The sequence below is a fragment of the Acidobacteriota bacterium genome (genome assembly GCA_021161905.1).
Classification (GTDB): Bacteria; Acidobacteriota; B3-B38; order Guanabaribacteriales; family JAGGZT01; genus JAGGZT01.
Genome location: JAGGZT010000009.1, coordinates 30,415 through 46,594, shown reverse-complemented (window position 1 = coordinate 46,594; position 16,180 = coordinate 30,415). Strand labels below are relative to the sequence as shown.

Genomic DNA, 16,180 nt, shown 5'->3' with positions numbered 1-16,180 from the left:
GCGAAAGGAGCCGGGGAGAAATGGCTCAATATGAAATGAACCTTCGAGATTACCTCCGCATCCTTAGAAAGCGGAAGTTTTATGTCTTCACCATGCCCATCCTTGTTGGGCTATTTACTTTTCTCCTTACCCCCGCCACCAAACCCCTTTACCGAGCCACCTCCAGCGTGAAGATAACCAAGGTCACCTCGATCGCCGGTTTCCTCCTTCAAACCTTTACTTTCGCTCCTGGAGATACCCTTGAAACCCAGGCTCGGATTATCCAATCCCAACCCATTATGATCGAGGTAGCCAAGAAACTGAAGCTGATCCCCGATATCCCGGATGAAGAGGTGTTGAAGAGGAAGGAATATGTTCAGGTCGTCTCCAGGCTCCAACAGATGATAAAGACGGAGCCAGCGGAGAAGACAAGCATCGTGGAGATCTCGGCAACTGCTACGACCCCAGAGATGGCAATTAAATTGGTCAATACCACTGCTGAGGTATATCAAGAGAGGAGTACCTATGAACGGAATCGTCAGGCGATCGAAAAGAGGAAGTTCATTGAGCGTCAGCTCGCCATTTATGAGGAGCGGCTGAAGCAAGCCGAAGAACGCCTTAAGGCTTTTAAGAAGAGGAACTTAGGAAGCCTCAGCCTTTCTGCTGATGAGGTGTCCTACCTTCAAAAAGAGCTCGATGCCGTAAGGAAGGAAAAGAGCACCCTTGCGACCCAGATCGCCCAACTTGAGGAGAGACAGAGGGGGAGGAAAAAAGGAAGGATCGATTGGGTTCTTGAGGATAAGGGTAATCCTACACTGCAGAAGTTGAATGCGAGGTTGATCGATCTTCAGCTAAGGGAGGAAGAGCTTCTCAAGCACTATACGGAAGAAGCACCCGAGGTAGTAGCGATAGAGAAGGAAATAAGGGAGATAATCAGCAACATAATCCGGGAGTACCGAGTTCACTTATCGACCCTTGAGAGAAGGGAGAGAGAACTTAGTGCTCGGTTGGCACAAATACCAGAGAAGTCGATGAAACTTGCGGAACTGGAACGGGATCTGAAACTTAACGAAGAAAGCTATCTCTTGCTGAAAAGCAAGTATCAAGAGGCGCTGATACAGGAGTCAGAGAAGATAAAGGAGGTGGAGATAGTTCATCGCGCCACCAACGCCATTCCACTGAGGAAATCAACCAAGGGAACGAGAACCCTCTTAGGTGTGTTAGTAGGTATCTTTTTAGGGGTGGTGTTGGCTTTTGTTGTGGAGACCTTGGATACCTCAATCGGCACCATTGAGGATGTGGAAACATATCTCAACCTCCAGGTCTTAGGGGTTATTCCTCACATCGATACCTCGGAGATGAAGGAGGTAATCCTCAGTTCTCTCCCCACTGTTGGTAGAAGCTCCTCCCTCGATTGGATGGCGAATCTGGTAACCCTTTATCAGCCGAACTCCCCAGTCGCTGAAGCCTTTCGTTCCCTCCGGACCAATGTAGAATTCACCAAGATAGAAAGAGGGGGCAAGCTTTTCAATGTCACCAGTTCTACTCTTGAGGAGGGAAAATCAACCGTTATTTCCAACCTCGCCCTTTCCACTGCTCAGATGGGCAGGAAAACCCTGCTCCTCGGCTGTGATTGGCGGCGTCCCAGCGTCTATCGAATGTTTGGTTTGCCACGAGAGCCCGGTTTGACCGATGTGCTTTTAGGGACTACCACCTTAGAGGAGACGATCCATAACTTCACTGACTTCTTCCAGGGGAATGTAGAGGATATAGCGAAGATAGCCACAAGCTCAGGATTGGATCATCTCTACATCATTACCTGTGGCATCATACCCCCTAATCCGGCGGAATTGCTCAGTTCGGGAAGGATGGAAGAGGTGCTTCAGGAGGTTAGAGAGAGGTTTGACATAGTTTTTGCCGATTCGCCACCAGTCTTGCCGGTTGCCGATGCGTTAATCCTCGGCTCAAAGGTCGATGGAACCATTCTTGTTTATAAGCTGGGTAAAGTGGGAAGAGGAGTACTGAAAAGGGCTAAGGCACATCTCGATGCAGTAAGGGCTTCTGTTCTTGGGGTAGTGCTGAATGATCTCAGGGCTGAGGTGAGCGAGTTTGCTCCGGAGTCCCAATACTACTACAAATACTACACACCGATGGAAGAGAGAAACTTCTCTGAGAAATTGTCAGCTTTACTCGGAAGGTTAAAGAAAACGGTTAAACGACCTCCGAAACCTCCTAAAGGTGTTAAGAGAAGAGGTCCCAAGAAGAAAGGGGAGGGGGCGGATTCTGAGTACCGAGATGTCCTCGATATCACCGAAGAATAATTGATAAGATGTCCAAGGTCCAAGATAGGCGGTATGATGACACCGCGGAGGGGAGATTTGTCTTCCCTGTAGGAAGTGGAAAGGGGGGGGTGGGAAAGAGTTTTCTCACCGCGAACTTGGGTATGGCATTGGCTACTATCTTGCCGGAAAAGGAACTTCTCCTCCTCGATGCCGATTTGGGAATAGGGAATCTTCATCTTTTTCTCGGAATAAGATATCCCCAGCTCACCCTGAACGATTTTCTGGGACGTACCGTTTCCTCGCTGTCCGAGATTATCGAGGAAACGGAGCTCAACAACCTTGGACTCATAAGTGGTGCTAATGGTATCCTTTATCTCGCCAATCCTAACTATCAACAGAAGATGCGGATCATCAATGCCTTACGCTCCTTACCGTCCCAGATTCTCTTTCTCGATCTCAGCCCGGGTTGTGGTTATAATACTATTGACTTTTTCGGAACCTCCACGAGGGGCATTTTGGTCACCACTCCAGAGCCAACATCGATTCAGGCAACCTATCTCTTTCTCCGGAGCGCCATTTATCGTAAATTAAATCGAATATTCCGGAAAAATCCGATAGTTCTTTCGTTGGTAAAGAATGCCTCAATGAGAAATAGCCAGCAGCGGGTTCGCACGATAGCCGAGCTAATAGTCAGGATAAGGATGGAAGACCCCATTTCCGCCCAGAGTGTAGAAACTCTGATCCACAGTTTCCGCCCTTATCTGGTTTTTAATATGGTTCAAAACAAAGCTCAACTTAAACTGTATGAACGATTTCAGGAGGTAGTAAGGAAGTACCTTGCTATTGAGGTGAGATTCTTAGGAGCAGTTCCTTTTGATAAAAAGGTTATGAATGCAGTAAGAGAAAAAGAGCCTTTCTTCCTCAGGAAGCCGAGGAGTGATGCGGGAAGGGCGATTTGGGATATCGCTAATAGACTTATTCAATACGAAGGACTTGGCTATAAAGAAAGGGGAAAATGAGGAAGGTCTTTCTTCCTGCAATTATAATTTTGGTCATATCCTTAGCAGTTTCTTTTGGAATAGCCAAGTTTTCTCCCAAGGTGGTGTTGCTCTCCCTTTTTGGGATAGCCATTGCTTTACTCGCTTTGGTTAAGACGGAATACGCCATTTACCTCCTTATTCTGTCAATGCTTCTTTCACCAGAATTTGCAATAGCTCCAGCAGCAGGCGGAGGTAGCCTTGAGGCAAGTAGGCAGTTGATAGTTAGGTTGGACGATATCCTAATCCTCCTTATAGGATTGAGCTGGCTTGCCAAGACCGCATTTTATAAAGAGCTGGGACTTTTCTTGAAGACCCCATTAAACCGTCCCATTTTCGCTTACATCAGCATCTGTTTCCTCTCTACCTTTTTAGGAGGACTCGCTGGTAGGCTGAACCTGAAGTTAGGTCTCCTTTATGTGTTGAAATATGTGGAGTATTTTCTCATCTATTTTATGGTGGTTAACAATCTCGATAGTGAAAGAAAAGCAAAAAGGTTTATATTCATCGCTTTTCTTACCGCTTTTCTTATAGCGATTTTTGCCATCTCTCAGATTCCGTCTGGAGAAAGAGTGACCGCACCCTTTGAAGGAAAGACTGGAGAACCAAATACCTTGGGAGGATATCTTTTATTTATGATAGCCCTTGCTGGAGGGATATTTCTCACTACGGGAAGTTCGAAAGAAAGGTTTCGCTGGGGTATATTTGCGCTGGTTTTGATAGTTCCCTTCCTTTATACATTATCTCGTACCTCTTGGTTGGCAGCTCTCCCTGCGGCAATTGTCTTTCTTATTCTCAGTGATAAAAGGATTCCCGTCTTATTTTTGTTGATCTTTCTGGTAGTGGGGCTCGTCATCTTTGCTCCGTCTAAAGTGAGAAAGCGGATCGACTACACCTTCAACCAGCCTCCAGCGAGGGGACAGATCCAAGTTGGAGGTGTTAAACTCGATACCTCGGCTTCAGCGAGAATAAGATCATGGAGATTTGGTTTGAACGGTTGGACCAAGCATCCGCTATTCGGCTATGGGGTTACCGGTTTTGCCTTTATGGATGCTCAGTATATAAGGACTCTGGTAGAGACAGGATTGGTTGGTTTCTTCATATTCCTTTATCTCCTCTTTCGAATATATCGGGAGGCGATTAAGGTATATAGAAAGCTTTCTTCTCCTTTTTATCGTGGGATTGTTATGGGGTATATTGCTGGCTTCGTTGGCTTAATATTCCATGGAATAGGGGCTAATACCTTTATCATCATTAGAATTATGGAGCCATTCTGGCTCTTCACCGCTATAGTTATCATGCTTCCTGATCTACTTCGTCCAACTGAAAAGCGGCCAGATTTAATACTATGATTCTAATAGGAAAAAACAATAAGACAAACGGGAAGGTTTTAAAAAACACTTTATTCCTTAGCGGGAGTAGCTTAGCAAATAAACTGATTTCTTTTATTGTTTCTCTCCTTATCGCCAACCATTTTGGTCCTTCAGGATATGGAAAAATAGCCTATGCCATATCCTTGGTTACTTTGTTCGTGTTTCTTTCTGATCTCGGCATCTCTACCCTCACCATCAGGGAAGTGGCACGGAGAAGGGAAGAGGGAGCTCGGTATCTCGGTGCCAGTCTCTTTTTGCGAGGAGGGTTATCGCTTGTAACCTATTTTTTGATAATCGTTATTGCCCTTCTGCTTAAGGAAACAGGCGCATCACTCATCCTTATTGCCTTGATAGCTGGGATGATGGTGGCAAACGCCTTTGCCAATTGCTTCGAAAATATCTCGACCGCCTTTGAACGGATGGAGATAAACGCCATCATCAATACAGGAAGAGAGCTTCTTTTGCTTTTAGGGATTATGTTCGTGCTTCTCACGAATAGAGGCCTCATCGCAGTAGGATCTGTTTATCTGATGATGAGCCTTGTCGGGCTTCTCGCTTGGGTATCTATAAGTCCGAGTAGGCTCACCAAGCCGATGTTTAAATTCGATTGGACCTTTTTTGGCTTTTTGATTCGTCGTGGCATCCCCTTCGCCCTTTCTGGGATATTCCTTTTTGTCTATTTTCGGGTTGATAGTGTGATGCTAAAGTTGCTAAAGGGGGTTAAAGAAGTGGGATATTACAACGCCCCCTATAATCTCATTTATGCCTTAAATTTTTTCCCTGCCTCTCTTACCGCCGCGCTTTTCCCCAGGTTTTCTCGATATTCTGAGGAGGATAAAGGAAAATTGCTCCACGCCCTTTCCCGGGTCTTGAGGTATCTTCTCCTTCTAAGTCTTCCCATTGTCTTTGGTGGGATTATCCTGAGAAAGGAGCTACTCCTTCTCTTCTATCGGAAGGAATATGTTCCCTCCATTCCTGTTTTCTCCATCCTTCTTTTAGTGGTGGCACTCATCTGGCTGAACTACACTCTTATAACTACCTTGAATTCAATGGGTAAAGAGAAGAAGGTAGCGTTGATAAGCGGTATTGCCCTTGGGATAAATGTTGCTCTTAATATGGAATTGATCCCCGCTTTGGGGGCGAGAGGAGCAGCGGTAGCCACCCTTTTTACCGAGATCTTCCTTTTCTTAACCTCTTTCTTGGTAGTGAGGGGAGAGATCCCGCTTTCTCTCCGAAAGATATTTTCCGTAAGGGGAGGGATAGGAGTGTTCCTTATGTCGTTAATTACATATCTTCTAAGAGGTTATTCCCTTTTTCTTTCTATCCCTGTAGCCGCTTTTTTCTATTTATTTTTTCTCCTTGTTTCGGGAGCCATTCCTAAAGAGGAGCGGATGGAATTGATGTCTTTCTTTGTTCCAAGAGGGAGATAATGAAGTTATCGGTAGTGGTCACATTCTATAATTCCGAAAAGACCCTTCCCCTTTGTCTTACCGCTATCGCCAATCAATTCCGGAAGCCAGATGAACTTATCTTAGTCGATAATAGCTCCACCGATTCCTCCCTGAGGATAGCGCATGAATTTTTAAGAAGCGATCCTGGTTTCAAAATCGTTATAACCACTGAAAAGAAAAGGGGATTCGCTCCTCCTCGGAATAAAGCCATATCAATTGCTAAAGGTGATATCATCGTGTTTACCGATTCCGACTGCGTTCCTCATAGGGATTGGCTTTATGAGTTGGAGCAGATTTTTTTGAGGGAGAAGTCAACCCTCCTTGCTGGAGTAGCCGGGATGATACGAGGATATAGACCGAGGAACACGGTTCAGAAGTTTCTCTCCCTTTTTACCCTGCATACTCCTACCCGGGAGATAAAGGTGCGGAACTATAACCTGGTCTTTGGAGGGTTCGCTACAACCAATCTGGCGATAAGGAAGGGGGTTTTTAATGAGGTTGGGTCGTTCGATGAAAATCCGGTTATTCCTGAGGACCACGATCTATGTGCTCGGATTTATAAGAAGGGATATATGATACTCTATTCACCAAAACCCCTTGTTTACCACATCCATAGGGAAACTTTATTAGGTATGATCCGGCAGAGTTTCGCTTTCGGTAAGAGGCAGGGGGGAATGCTCAGGAAGCACTTTGATAAAGCAGCGGTAATAGAGTTTCCCCGAAAGACCATAATGAATTTCCGCTTTCCCGCAAGGATATGGTTCAATTTTAACTCGGCTGATAAAAAGCTATTGTCTCTTCTTGTTGCCGGGTTGATTTATCATTTGTTTTTCCTTTTAATCCCTGCTTATTTTCTGTATTTACTGGTTGATGTGAGGAAAAGGCTTAAAGACGAAGTCTTCCGAGCCGATATAGTTGAGCAGATGGGTATTGTTGGTCTTCTTTTCCTCAAATCGTTCGCGATGACCTTGGGACGGATTTACTCCTCTTTGAAACTCGGGGTGTTTTGTATATGAGAGATACCGAATTGCCTTATGTCTCTATCCTAATAAGCACTAAGGGAAGGAGGAAACTCCTTGACAAAGCCCTTTCATCCATCTTTAGGATGGATTACCCTCGGGATAGGTACGAAGTGGTAGTAGTGGAAGAAACCAGTTGCCCTCAACCTATCAAGGGAGTGAAGTATATCCCTATACCAGAAGAGGGTAGGGGAATAGCCTATTCTCGCAACATCGCTTTAGAGAACGCCCAGTTTGGTGTAGTTGCCTTCACCGACGATGATTGTGAGGTGGAAAGGGATTGGCTAAGAGAACTCGTTTCTCCCATCGTTGCTGGTGAAGCCGTTGGTGTCGGAGGATCAGTGTTTGTCAAAGACACGGGGGCTATAGGTTATGCTGAAAATCTACTCGGTTTCCCTGGAGGAGGGCTTAAGTACTATCACCAAGCAGGTGGAAACTGGCGAAAGACAAGATATCTTTCCACTTGTAACTGTGCCTATCTTAAGGAGAAAGTTATAGAGGCAGGAGGATTTGAGAGAGGGCTTCGCTATTTTGGGGAAGATTTTCTCCTTTCCTTCCGTATTTCTTCAAAATATCCTCTGCTCTATAATCCTGAGGCGAAGGTATATCATCTTCCTCGAGGTAGTTTAGGAAAAATATTTCGTTGGTTTTCTGTAAGAGGGAAAACCGATATGGACCTTGCTCGTTTTTTCCCAAGAAGAGAGGTTTATCGGTGGTTTGTGAGAAGTTCGCTTTCTCTTAAGTTGCTTCTGCTGTTTGCTTTTGGATCCTTTCTTCCCTTCCCCTTCTGGTTTATCATCGCAGCAACGGGTTTGCTTTATTATATTTTGATGATCTATCGGTATCGCTTTGGTTATAGGTACCTCGGTAGTTTATCGCCCCTATTGGTGTTGCCTTTGGTGAAGCTCGTGATGGATGTTGGACTTGAATGGGGAAGGATTTCTTATCTTATTGATTTATGGAGAAGACGATGAAAAATAAGAACAAAAAGGGGATATCGATAGCCCTTATTGTGAGGAACGAAGAAAGGAATATTGAAGAGTGCCTGAAGAGCGTAGTTTGGTCGGACGATATCATCGTGGTTGATCAGTCGAGTGAGGACAAGACCGTTGAGATCGCAAAAAGGTTCACTGATAGGGTATTCGTTACTGAACCTAAGGGGATATGTAACCCTGATCGGATGTTTTCCATAGAAAAGGCGAGAAACGAATGGGTCCTTCTCCTCGAGGCAGATGAGCGGGTAAGTCCAGAGCTTGCCGAGGAGATGCTTGGTCTGGTGAACGATCCTACCCGTGACGAGATAGGCTACTATATTCCCGTAAAGAATCACTTCTTGGGAAAATGGATAAGGGGATGTGGCTGGTATCCGAGCTATATCCTCCGTTTAGTTAAAAAAGGTTTTGTTGATTTCCCCCCGACCGTTCATTCCCATGGGATACCTAAAGGAAAATGCGGATATCTTAAAAATGCTTTAATCCATCTCTCTTACTCCTCTCTTTCTCAATATTTGGGTAAGCTGGACCGGTACACTACAGAGATGGCAAAAGAGTTATATGATCAGGGGGTTAGGGTTCGGTGGTATAACATTCCTCTGTTTTTCTTTGTTAAACCGCTTTATTTCTTCTTCTACAAGTATTTGGTCAAGTGGGGTGTGGGGGACGGTTTTTATGGTTTCTTCATCAGTTTTTCCTCCGGGCTCACCATCTTTATCGCTTATGCCAAGGTCTGGGAAAAGCAGATTAAAGGGGATGAATAAAATTACGGTTTTATTTCTCGACCATACTGGATGGGTTAAGGGGGGAGGGCAGATAAGTTTACTCACCCTTCTTTCCTATCTCGCGGGTGGGGATTTTCGTCCTATACTCGTTGCTCCTTCTTCGGAAAGTGAAGTAGCTTCGAGGGCGAGAAAACTTAATGTATCACTTGAAGTATTTCCCTTGGTTAGCCTAAAAAACCTCAACTTAATTGCTATATTCAAGAGTTTACTTAAAATATGGAGGATCAGCCGAAGGGAGAAGGTGGATATAATCCATGCCAACACCTCAAGAGCGATGTGGTACGGAGGGATAGTGGGAAGACTTCTTCGGTTGCCCGTGATATGGCATGTGCGGATAGCGGAATCCGATGGGTTTATCGATAGGGTCTTGGCTTCACTTTCTACCAGAGTGATCGCCATTTCAAGGTTTGTGGCAGAAAGAAGGTTCCCCTGGCTGTCCGAAAAGAAGCTAACTGTGATTTACAACGGGGTTGATCTTTTGCCATTTGATCGAGCAAAGCCTACCTTACGAGAAGAACTGAAGATTGGTGAGGACGATTTGTTGATCGGAACCATCGCCCAACTCCAACCAAAAAAGAGGATTAAGGACTTTATCCTTCTCGCTTCCAAGGTGATAAGGGATTGCCCCAATGTTAGATTTGTAGTGGTGGGAGCGGATATCACTGGTGGTGAGTATCTCTCAAGACTTAAGGAAATCGTCTCAGAACTTGGAATTGGAAAGAAGGTTTTCTTCCTTGGTTTCCGGAAGGATATACCGAAAATTGTAAGGAGTCTCGATCTTTTTGTTATCACTTCGCTTGATGAGCCCTTTGGTAGGGTGGTTATTGAGGCGATGGCGGGTTCCCTTCCCGTTGTTGCCTATCGTTCAGGGGCGATCCCGGAGATTGTAGAGGATGGAGAAGAGGGTATCCTTGTTCCTCCTTGTGATATTGAGATGATGGCTTCAGCGGTTTTATCCCTGCTTGAGGATGAAAGAAAGAGATTGGAGATGGGGAAGCGGGGAAGGAAAAAGGTAGAGAGACTGTTTAGTGCGGAATGCCATAGCAGAGAGATAAAGAAACTATATCGCACCATAATGGAGAGCAAAGGTTGAGGGTGGGAATAGATTTTAGGGAGTTGGTTCCCGGGAGACGCACCGGCATTGGGCGTTATCTCCTCTCTTTTCTTTCTGAAGCAACGAGAATGGCTCCTGATTTTGAGTTTTGGCTTTATGCCGATTCGGATATCAAAGGGTTCAATCTTCCGCGAACGAGGCTAAAAGTCGTTCCTGGATGGCTTACCCCGTTATGGGACCAGTATCATCTCCCTCGAGCACTCGAGGAGGATGAGGTCGACCTTTTCTTCTCGCCTTACTATAAAGCACCGATTCATCCTCCCTGTCCTGCTGTAGTAACCATCCATGACCTCCTTTTTCTCCATTTTCCAAAGAACTTCGGGGAGCGTTTTTTGAAGAATCCGCTGTTTAAGCGGTATGCAAGTATTATCCTCCGAAAGGTTCAAGCGGTGATCACCGATTCCAATTGTTCGAAAAGGGATATATTGGAACACTTCCTCCTGCCAGAGGATAAAATTAAAGTAATCTATCCGGGGATAGATTCGAGCTTCGCGCCGAAGAATGAGAAAGAGACGGAGCCAATCCTAAAAAAATATGGCTTGGAGAAAGGATACCTCCTCTATGTAGGTAATTTCAAACCGCACAAAAACCTTCCTTTACTCTTCTCCGCTTATGCCAAGCTCCCGGATAAAATCAGGGAGAAACACCCCTTGCTCCTTGTGGGAGGCGATGAACAGAGTGCCCGTCCGCTGAAGAAAATGGCCGATAGCCTTTCGCTAAAGGTGAAATTTCTCCACTTCGTTCCTGATGAGGAGCTTTCCTATTTCTACTCCGCCGCCTCTATTTTCATTTTCCCTTCTTTATATGAAGGCTTTGGCTATCCTCCGCTTGAGGCGATGGCTTGTGGTACTCCAGTAATTGTTTCCTCCTCCTCATCTCTTCCTGAAGTGGTAGGAGATGCTGGTTTCTATTTCCCCCCTACTCATCCTGATGAACTTACGGGGAAGATAAAATTGCTTATTGCCGATCGTAACTTACGGAAGGAACTTTCCGTTAAAGGGAGAAGGCGGGCAGCTATGTTCACCACGAAGAAAATGACAGAGGGAATATTGAGTTTATTTATCGAGGTGTTGGAAAGGGTACGATGAGAGGAAGACTCCTCATACTCACCACTGAATTTCCTCCGCTTCCGGGAGGAATTGGCGTGGTCTCTTACTATCTGGCGAAGGAGGCAATTAAGCAAGGCTTTCCGGAAACGGTGGTACTCGCTACTAAAGCCTCCGGTTATAAGGAGTTCGATGAAAGGGAGGATGATCTAAGGATATTGAGGGCAGGATGGGATGCCCTTCGGTATCTCAAAGCAATCCCTTTATGGGTGAACTTGAAAAAGATCATAAATACCCATAAGCCAGAGGCAATAATCGCTACCTCCTGGCTTTATGGGGGTAGCTTGGCTTACCTTATGAGAGGAAATGGTCCTCCTTATTTCGTATTCGCCCATGGACTTGAGATAAGCAGATATCAGAGGAAGCCCTTTGTAAGGAATTGGATGAAGAAGGTTTTTGCGGGGGGGGAGCTTACCTTTGCGGTAAGTAATTATACCGCTTCACTTCTTTATTCCCTTAACTTGCCAAGGGAAAAGGTCTTGGTCATTGGCAACGGGGTAGATATCCATCGGTTCAAACCGATGGATGCCAGTGATGTCGTCAAGAAAATGTATAACCTGAATGGGAAAAAGGTACTTCTAACCGTAGGAAGGCTCATTCCGAGAAAGGGGCAGGAGATCGTTATTCGGGCGATCCCTCTTATTAAGCGGAAGATACCTAATATTACCTATCTTATCGTGGGTGAGGGACCAGAGAGAAAGAAACTTCTCAAGCTTATTGAAGAACTTGGGGTAGAAGCTGAAGTCAAATTGGTGGGAAGGGTATCTGATGCCCTTCTTCCTCTTTATTACAATGCCTGCGACATATTCCTAATGGTAAATCAGGTGGTAAATGAGGTGGATTTCGAAGGGTTCGGTTTGGTCTTCCTCGAGGCAGGTGCTTGTGGTAAACCGGTTATCGCCTCGCGTTATGGAGGTGTTGAAGATGCGGTGATCGATGGGGTAAATGGGGTTCTTCTCCCTGAGGCAGATGTGGGAAAGGTAGCAGAAGCGGTGATAGGGTTGCTTGAAAATCCAGAATTTGCGAGGAAATTGGGTGAGGGTGGAAGGAGGATAGCCTTAGCATCGAGTTGGGAAAAGGTAGGGGAGAAAGTTTTCACCGAGGTGAAGAGGAAGCTCTATGGCTGATGATAAAATAAGGGTCCTTCATATCATTACTAGGCTCGATCGCGGTGGTTCTGCCGATAATACCTTGATCACTGTCTCCCGCCTTGATAGGAGGAGGTTTGATGTAGCCTTGATAGCGGGAAGGACAACTAATCCCTCACCTAAGCTCTCCCAGGCAGTTAACAAAGTAGAATATGAAGAACTTTCCTCACTCATTCGCCCGGTCAATCCGGTGAAAGATATCGTTTCCTTCTTCGCCCTTTTCAGGAGGATTAGGAAGGGGAGATATCATATCGTTCATACCCATTCTTCGAAAGCCGGTTTTTTAGGGCGTCTTGCCGCCTATTTCGCTGGAACGCCGTATATCGTCCATACCCCTCACGGTCATATATTTTACGGCTATTACGGAAGGATTATCAGTTGGCTCTTCATCCTCCTTGAGAGGTTTGTATCCAGGTTTACCGATGTGATAATCGGTTTAACCGGAAGGGAGGTGAAGGAACATCTGGAGAGGAAGATCGGTAAGAAGAGCAGGTTCGTTGTCATTCCAAGTGGTGTTGAGCTTGAGCGTTTTTTTAAGTTCGATGTCGATCAGAAGAAGGTGAAGAAAGAGCTGAATATACCGGCTAAAGCCAAGGTGATAGGTAGTGTGGGAAGACTGGTCCCAATAAAGGATCCACTCAATCTAATAATAGCAGGAGAAAGAATAGCGAAGGAGTATCCGGAAATCCACTTTATCTGGGTAGGAGATGGTCCTCTCCGCGCGAGGGCTGAGGAGTTGGCTCGTAGGGCTTCTCTTCCTCTTACTATTACCGGGATGAAGGATGATATCCGTCCTTACCTCGCTATCGTCGATATATTCGTTCTCCCTTCGCTAAACGAGGGAATGGGAAGGGCAGCGGTCGAAGCGATGGCGATGGGAAAGCCGGTAGTAGCCACTAAAGTAGGCGGGCTTCCTGAGGTGGTAGTGGAGGGGGAGACCGGTTTTCTTGTTCCCCCGGCTGACCCCGATGCTTTAGCACAGGCGATATTGAGCCTACTTCGTTATCCTGATCTTGGTGAAAGATTGGGGAGGAAAGGAAGGGAGAGGGCAAGTCTTTTCAGCGCCTCTCGTATGGTTAAAGAGATAGAAAAGGTTTACCTTGAGCTTGTCGGAGAAGGGGGAAGGGAATGAAAAGGATTTTACTCTCTTTCTTGTTTAGTATTGTTGGTTTCCCTTTAATGGCGCTGGTGAACCAGGTGCCAGGGATAATCCACATCCATACTACCTATAGCACGGGTAGATATTCCGTTGAGAAGATAGTTAAACTCGCCGAGGAAAGAGGAATAAAGGTGGTAATTATCACTGATCACCCTTTAGCCGAGTTTGAGTATGGTGTCCCCCTTCTCCGTAATATTGTGAAGAAGAAGGTGATGGAGAGTTCGGTCTTCACCAAGGGGGTTGGGCGGTACCTCGCGGAGATCAGAAGGGTAGATAGAACTCATCCTCAGGTGTTGGTTATCCCCGGCTTAGAGGCAGCGCCCTTTTACTATTTTAGCGGACTTCCCCTTCCCGGAAGACTTAAAGTCAATTCTTGGTCCAAGCACCTTCTGGTAATAGGCCTTGAGAAAGAGGAAGATATCCTTAATTTACCAATGGTTGGCAATTCACGGCTTTACCATTACTCCTTTCGTTCCATCCTCCTTTTTTGGCCCCTTGTTCTTTTGTTCTTCGGCTTATTTCTCACCAAAAGGAAGAAGACGAAGATAATAAAGTTGAGATTGGTTCAGGTTAAGGTGGTGAAGAGATATCGGGGTTGGGGGATATCGCTCATTGTCCTTTCCCTTATCTTCTTAGCTAACAATTTCCCATTTAAGGTTGCTCCTTTCGATCAATATCATGGGGATCAAGGGATGAAGCCATATCAGTTTTTCATAGACTATGTGACGGGGAAGGGAGGGGTGGTTTTTATCGCTCATCCAGAGGCAGAGGCAACCAGGGATTACCGGCTGGCTTTTTTCAGGACCAGGAAATATCCAGAAATGCTGATTAAGACCAAGAACTATACCGGGTTTGCCTCGCTTTACGAGGGGATGAAGGAATGTGCTAACCCCGGAGGATATTGGGATAAGGCGCTTAAAGAGTATATAATGGGATTAAGAGCGAATCCTCCCTTCACTATAGGAGAGCTCGATTATCATTATGAAGGGGAGGGAGGTAAAAGAATTGATGATGTGCAGACGGTATTTCTGATAGATACAATTGACAAGAAGAGTGTAATATCTGCCCTTAAGCGGGGGAGAATGTACGCCTTAAGAAGGACAAGGGAATATAAGATGGTGCTTGATGATTTCAGTTTGGAAGGGGAAAAAGGCAGGGGCATATCTGGGGACACCGTTTCTTTTTCCTCTTTGGTGAGGGTCAATATATCCCTGTCGCTCATCCCCCCGCAGCCTGATGAGATGATAACGGTAAAGGTAATAAGAGATGGTGAAGTTATAAAGACGGCAAGCGGCAAAGGGAGCCTCGAGATAAGCTTTGTCGATGTGCCTCCAGCGGGGATGAAAAAGGGGTATTATCGTATTGAGGCAACTACCCATTACCCTCATACCATCGTTAGCAACCCGATATTTGTGCGGAGAATGAAGGAATGAAGATCGCTATTCACCAACCGCAGTATCTACCCTGGCTCGGTTATTTCCATAAGATGATGATGGCTGATGTCTTCGTCTTTCTCGATAATGTCCAGTTCAAGAAGAACGAGTTCCAAAACAGGAATCGGATAAAGACAAAGGACAGGGTGATCTGGCTCACCGTACCCGTTATTCACCGTTTTCCTCAACTTATCTCTGAAGTGATGATAAACAATCGGGAGAATTGGAGAAAAAAGCATCTGAGGACGCTCGAGATAAACTACCGCAAGGCGCCGTACTTTGAGCGTTTTTTCCCCATATTTGTTGAAGGGTTTGAGAAGGAATGGGTTTACCTTTCTCCCCTTAATGTTTACTTCGTTGAAAAGATAGCCGAAGCGCTGGCTATAGAGAAAAGGTTTGTAGTGGCCTCTGAGCTTGAATCCCTTCCAGAGGGGGCGACGGATAGATTGGTGGCTATCTGCCAAAAGCTTGGTGGAAACACCTACATATCCGGCGCTGGGGGGAGAGGTTATCTTGAATTAACGAAGTTTGAAAAGGCAGGGATAAAGGTAATCTTTCAGGAATTCAAGCATCCAGTATATCCTCAACTTTATGGAGAGTTTGAACCTTATCTCTCTGTGGTAGACCTGCTCTTTAACTTGGGAGAGGAAAGTGGCAAAATAATCCTTGAGGGAGGGAAGCTATGAATATATTGGCGATAGGTGCCCATCCCGATGACATCGAGTTTGGCTGTGGGGGTAGCCTGATAAAATATCGGAAGAAGGGATGTGATATCTATCTTCTTATCTTAACCTTGGGAGAGTTGGGTGGGGATCCCGAGGTGAGAAGGAGGGAGCAGTTTGAGGCAAAACGGATTATCGGAGCAAAAGAGGTCTTTTTTGGTGGGTATAGGGATACCGAGCTAACGATGAGTTTACCCCTTATTCACAAGATCGAGGAGGTTATCGAAAGGGTGAAGCCGAGTTTTATCTTCGTCAATTATTATGAGGATACCCACCAAGACCATGTAGCCCTGGCGAAAGCATCCCTTTCCGCTACCAGATACATTCGCAATGTGCTTTTCTATGAGGTTCCGACCACGGTCAATTTCTCACCCAATGTGTTTATAGATATAAAACAGACATTCGAGGCAAAGCTCGCTTCCCTTGAAGCCCATAGCTCCCAGATAACCAAGACCAATGTAGAGGGTCTTTCCATATTGGATATAGCTCGAGCCACTGCTCATTTCCGAGGAACCCAGGCAAAGGTTCAGTACGCCGAGGGGTTTGTTTCTCTTCGTCTGTTCATCAATATATAGCGGAG

Annotated in this window: 14 protein-coding genes; all 14 read left to right on the top strand. The window is 45.7% G+C overall.

Features of this window, described 5'->3' with window-relative positions:
• Window positions 1-20: 20 nt before the first annotated feature.
• Genes J7L64_01620 through J7L64_01555 form a run of 14 tightly spaced genes read left to right on the top strand, consistent with a single transcriptional unit; the run spans window position 21 to window position 16,175 of the window.
• On the top strand, window positions 21-2,300 hold the full coding sequence (locus tag J7L64_01620; protein ID MCD6451051.1) for a polysaccharide biosynthesis tyrosine autokinase: 2,280 nt from the start codon (window positions 21-23) through the stop codon (window positions 2,298-2,300).
• 8 nt (window positions 2,301-2,308) lie between these two features.
• Window positions 2,309-3,280, top strand: coding sequence for a P-loop NTPase (locus J7L64_01615; protein ID MCD6451050.1), 972 nt, complete (start codon window positions 2,309-2,311; stop codon window positions 3,278-3,280).
• The gene (locus J7L64_01610) at window positions 3,277-4,650 is read left to right on the top strand and encodes an O-antigen ligase family protein (protein MCD6451049.1); all 1,374 of its coding nucleotides are present in this window, start codon (window positions 3,277-3,279) and stop codon (window positions 4,648-4,650) included. The genes J7L64_01615 and J7L64_01610 overlap by 4 nt, the downstream gene beginning before the upstream one ends.
• Window positions 4,647-6,101: a flippase gene (locus J7L64_01605; GenBank protein MCD6451048.1), complete on the top strand. Its 1,455-nt coding sequence runs from the start codon at window positions 4,647-4,649 to the stop codon at window positions 6,099-6,101. Before J7L64_01610 ends, J7L64_01605 begins: the two co-directional genes overlap by 4 nt.
• Window positions 6,101-7,138 (top strand): glycosyltransferase, encoded by a 1,038-nt coding sequence (locus J7L64_01600; protein ID MCD6451047.1) that lies wholly within the window; start codon window positions 6,101-6,103, stop codon window positions 7,136-7,138. Before J7L64_01605 ends, J7L64_01600 begins: the two co-directional genes overlap by 1 nt.
• Entirely contained in the window at window positions 7,135-8,115 is a 981-nt protein-coding gene (locus J7L64_01595) for a glycosyltransferase (GenBank protein ID MCD6451046.1), read from the top strand. Before J7L64_01600 ends, J7L64_01595 begins: the two co-directional genes overlap by 4 nt.
• Entirely contained in the window at window positions 8,112-8,897 is a 786-nt protein-coding gene (locus J7L64_01590; GenBank protein ID MCD6451045.1) for a glycosyltransferase family 2 protein, read from the top strand. Before J7L64_01595 ends, J7L64_01590 begins: the two co-directional genes overlap by 4 nt.
• Entirely contained in the window at window positions 8,890-10,011 is a 1,122-nt protein-coding gene (locus J7L64_01585; GenBank protein MCD6451044.1) for a glycosyltransferase family 4 protein, read from the top strand. The genes J7L64_01590 and J7L64_01585 overlap by 8 nt, the downstream gene beginning before the upstream one ends.
• Entirely contained in the window at window positions 10,008-11,120 is a 1,113-nt protein-coding gene (locus J7L64_01580) for a glycosyltransferase family 4 protein (protein MCD6451043.1), read from the top strand. The genes J7L64_01585 and J7L64_01580 overlap by 4 nt, the downstream gene beginning before the upstream one ends.
• The gene (locus tag J7L64_01575) at window positions 11,117-12,265 is read left to right on the top strand and encodes a glycosyltransferase family 4 protein (protein MCD6451042.1); all 1,149 of its coding nucleotides are present in this window, start codon (window positions 11,117-11,119) and stop codon (window positions 12,263-12,265) included. Before J7L64_01580 ends, J7L64_01575 begins: the two co-directional genes overlap by 4 nt.
• Window positions 12,258-13,418 carry a glycosyltransferase family 4 protein gene (locus tag J7L64_01570; protein MCD6451041.1) on the top strand — a complete coding sequence of 387 codons (1,161 nt, stop codon included), beginning with the start codon at window positions 12,258-12,260 and terminating at the stop codon, window positions 13,416-13,418. The genes J7L64_01575 and J7L64_01570 overlap by 8 nt, the downstream gene beginning before the upstream one ends.
• Window positions 13,415-14,878 carry a hypothetical protein gene (locus tag J7L64_01565; GenBank protein ID MCD6451040.1) on the top strand — a complete coding sequence of 488 codons (1,464 nt, stop codon included), beginning with the start codon at window positions 13,415-13,417 and terminating at the stop codon, window positions 14,876-14,878. The genes J7L64_01570 and J7L64_01565 overlap by 4 nt, the downstream gene beginning before the upstream one ends.
• On the top strand, window positions 14,875-15,564 hold the full coding sequence (locus J7L64_01560) for a WbqC family protein (GenBank protein MCD6451039.1): 690 nt from the start codon (window positions 14,875-14,877) through the stop codon (window positions 15,562-15,564). Before J7L64_01565 ends, J7L64_01560 begins: the two co-directional genes overlap by 4 nt.
• On the top strand, window positions 15,561-16,175 hold the full coding sequence (locus J7L64_01555) for a PIG-L family deacetylase (GenBank protein ID MCD6451038.1): 615 nt from the start codon (window positions 15,561-15,563) through the stop codon (window positions 16,173-16,175). Before J7L64_01560 ends, J7L64_01555 begins: the two co-directional genes overlap by 4 nt.
• The last annotated feature ends 5 nt before the right edge of the window (window positions 16,176-16,180 follow it).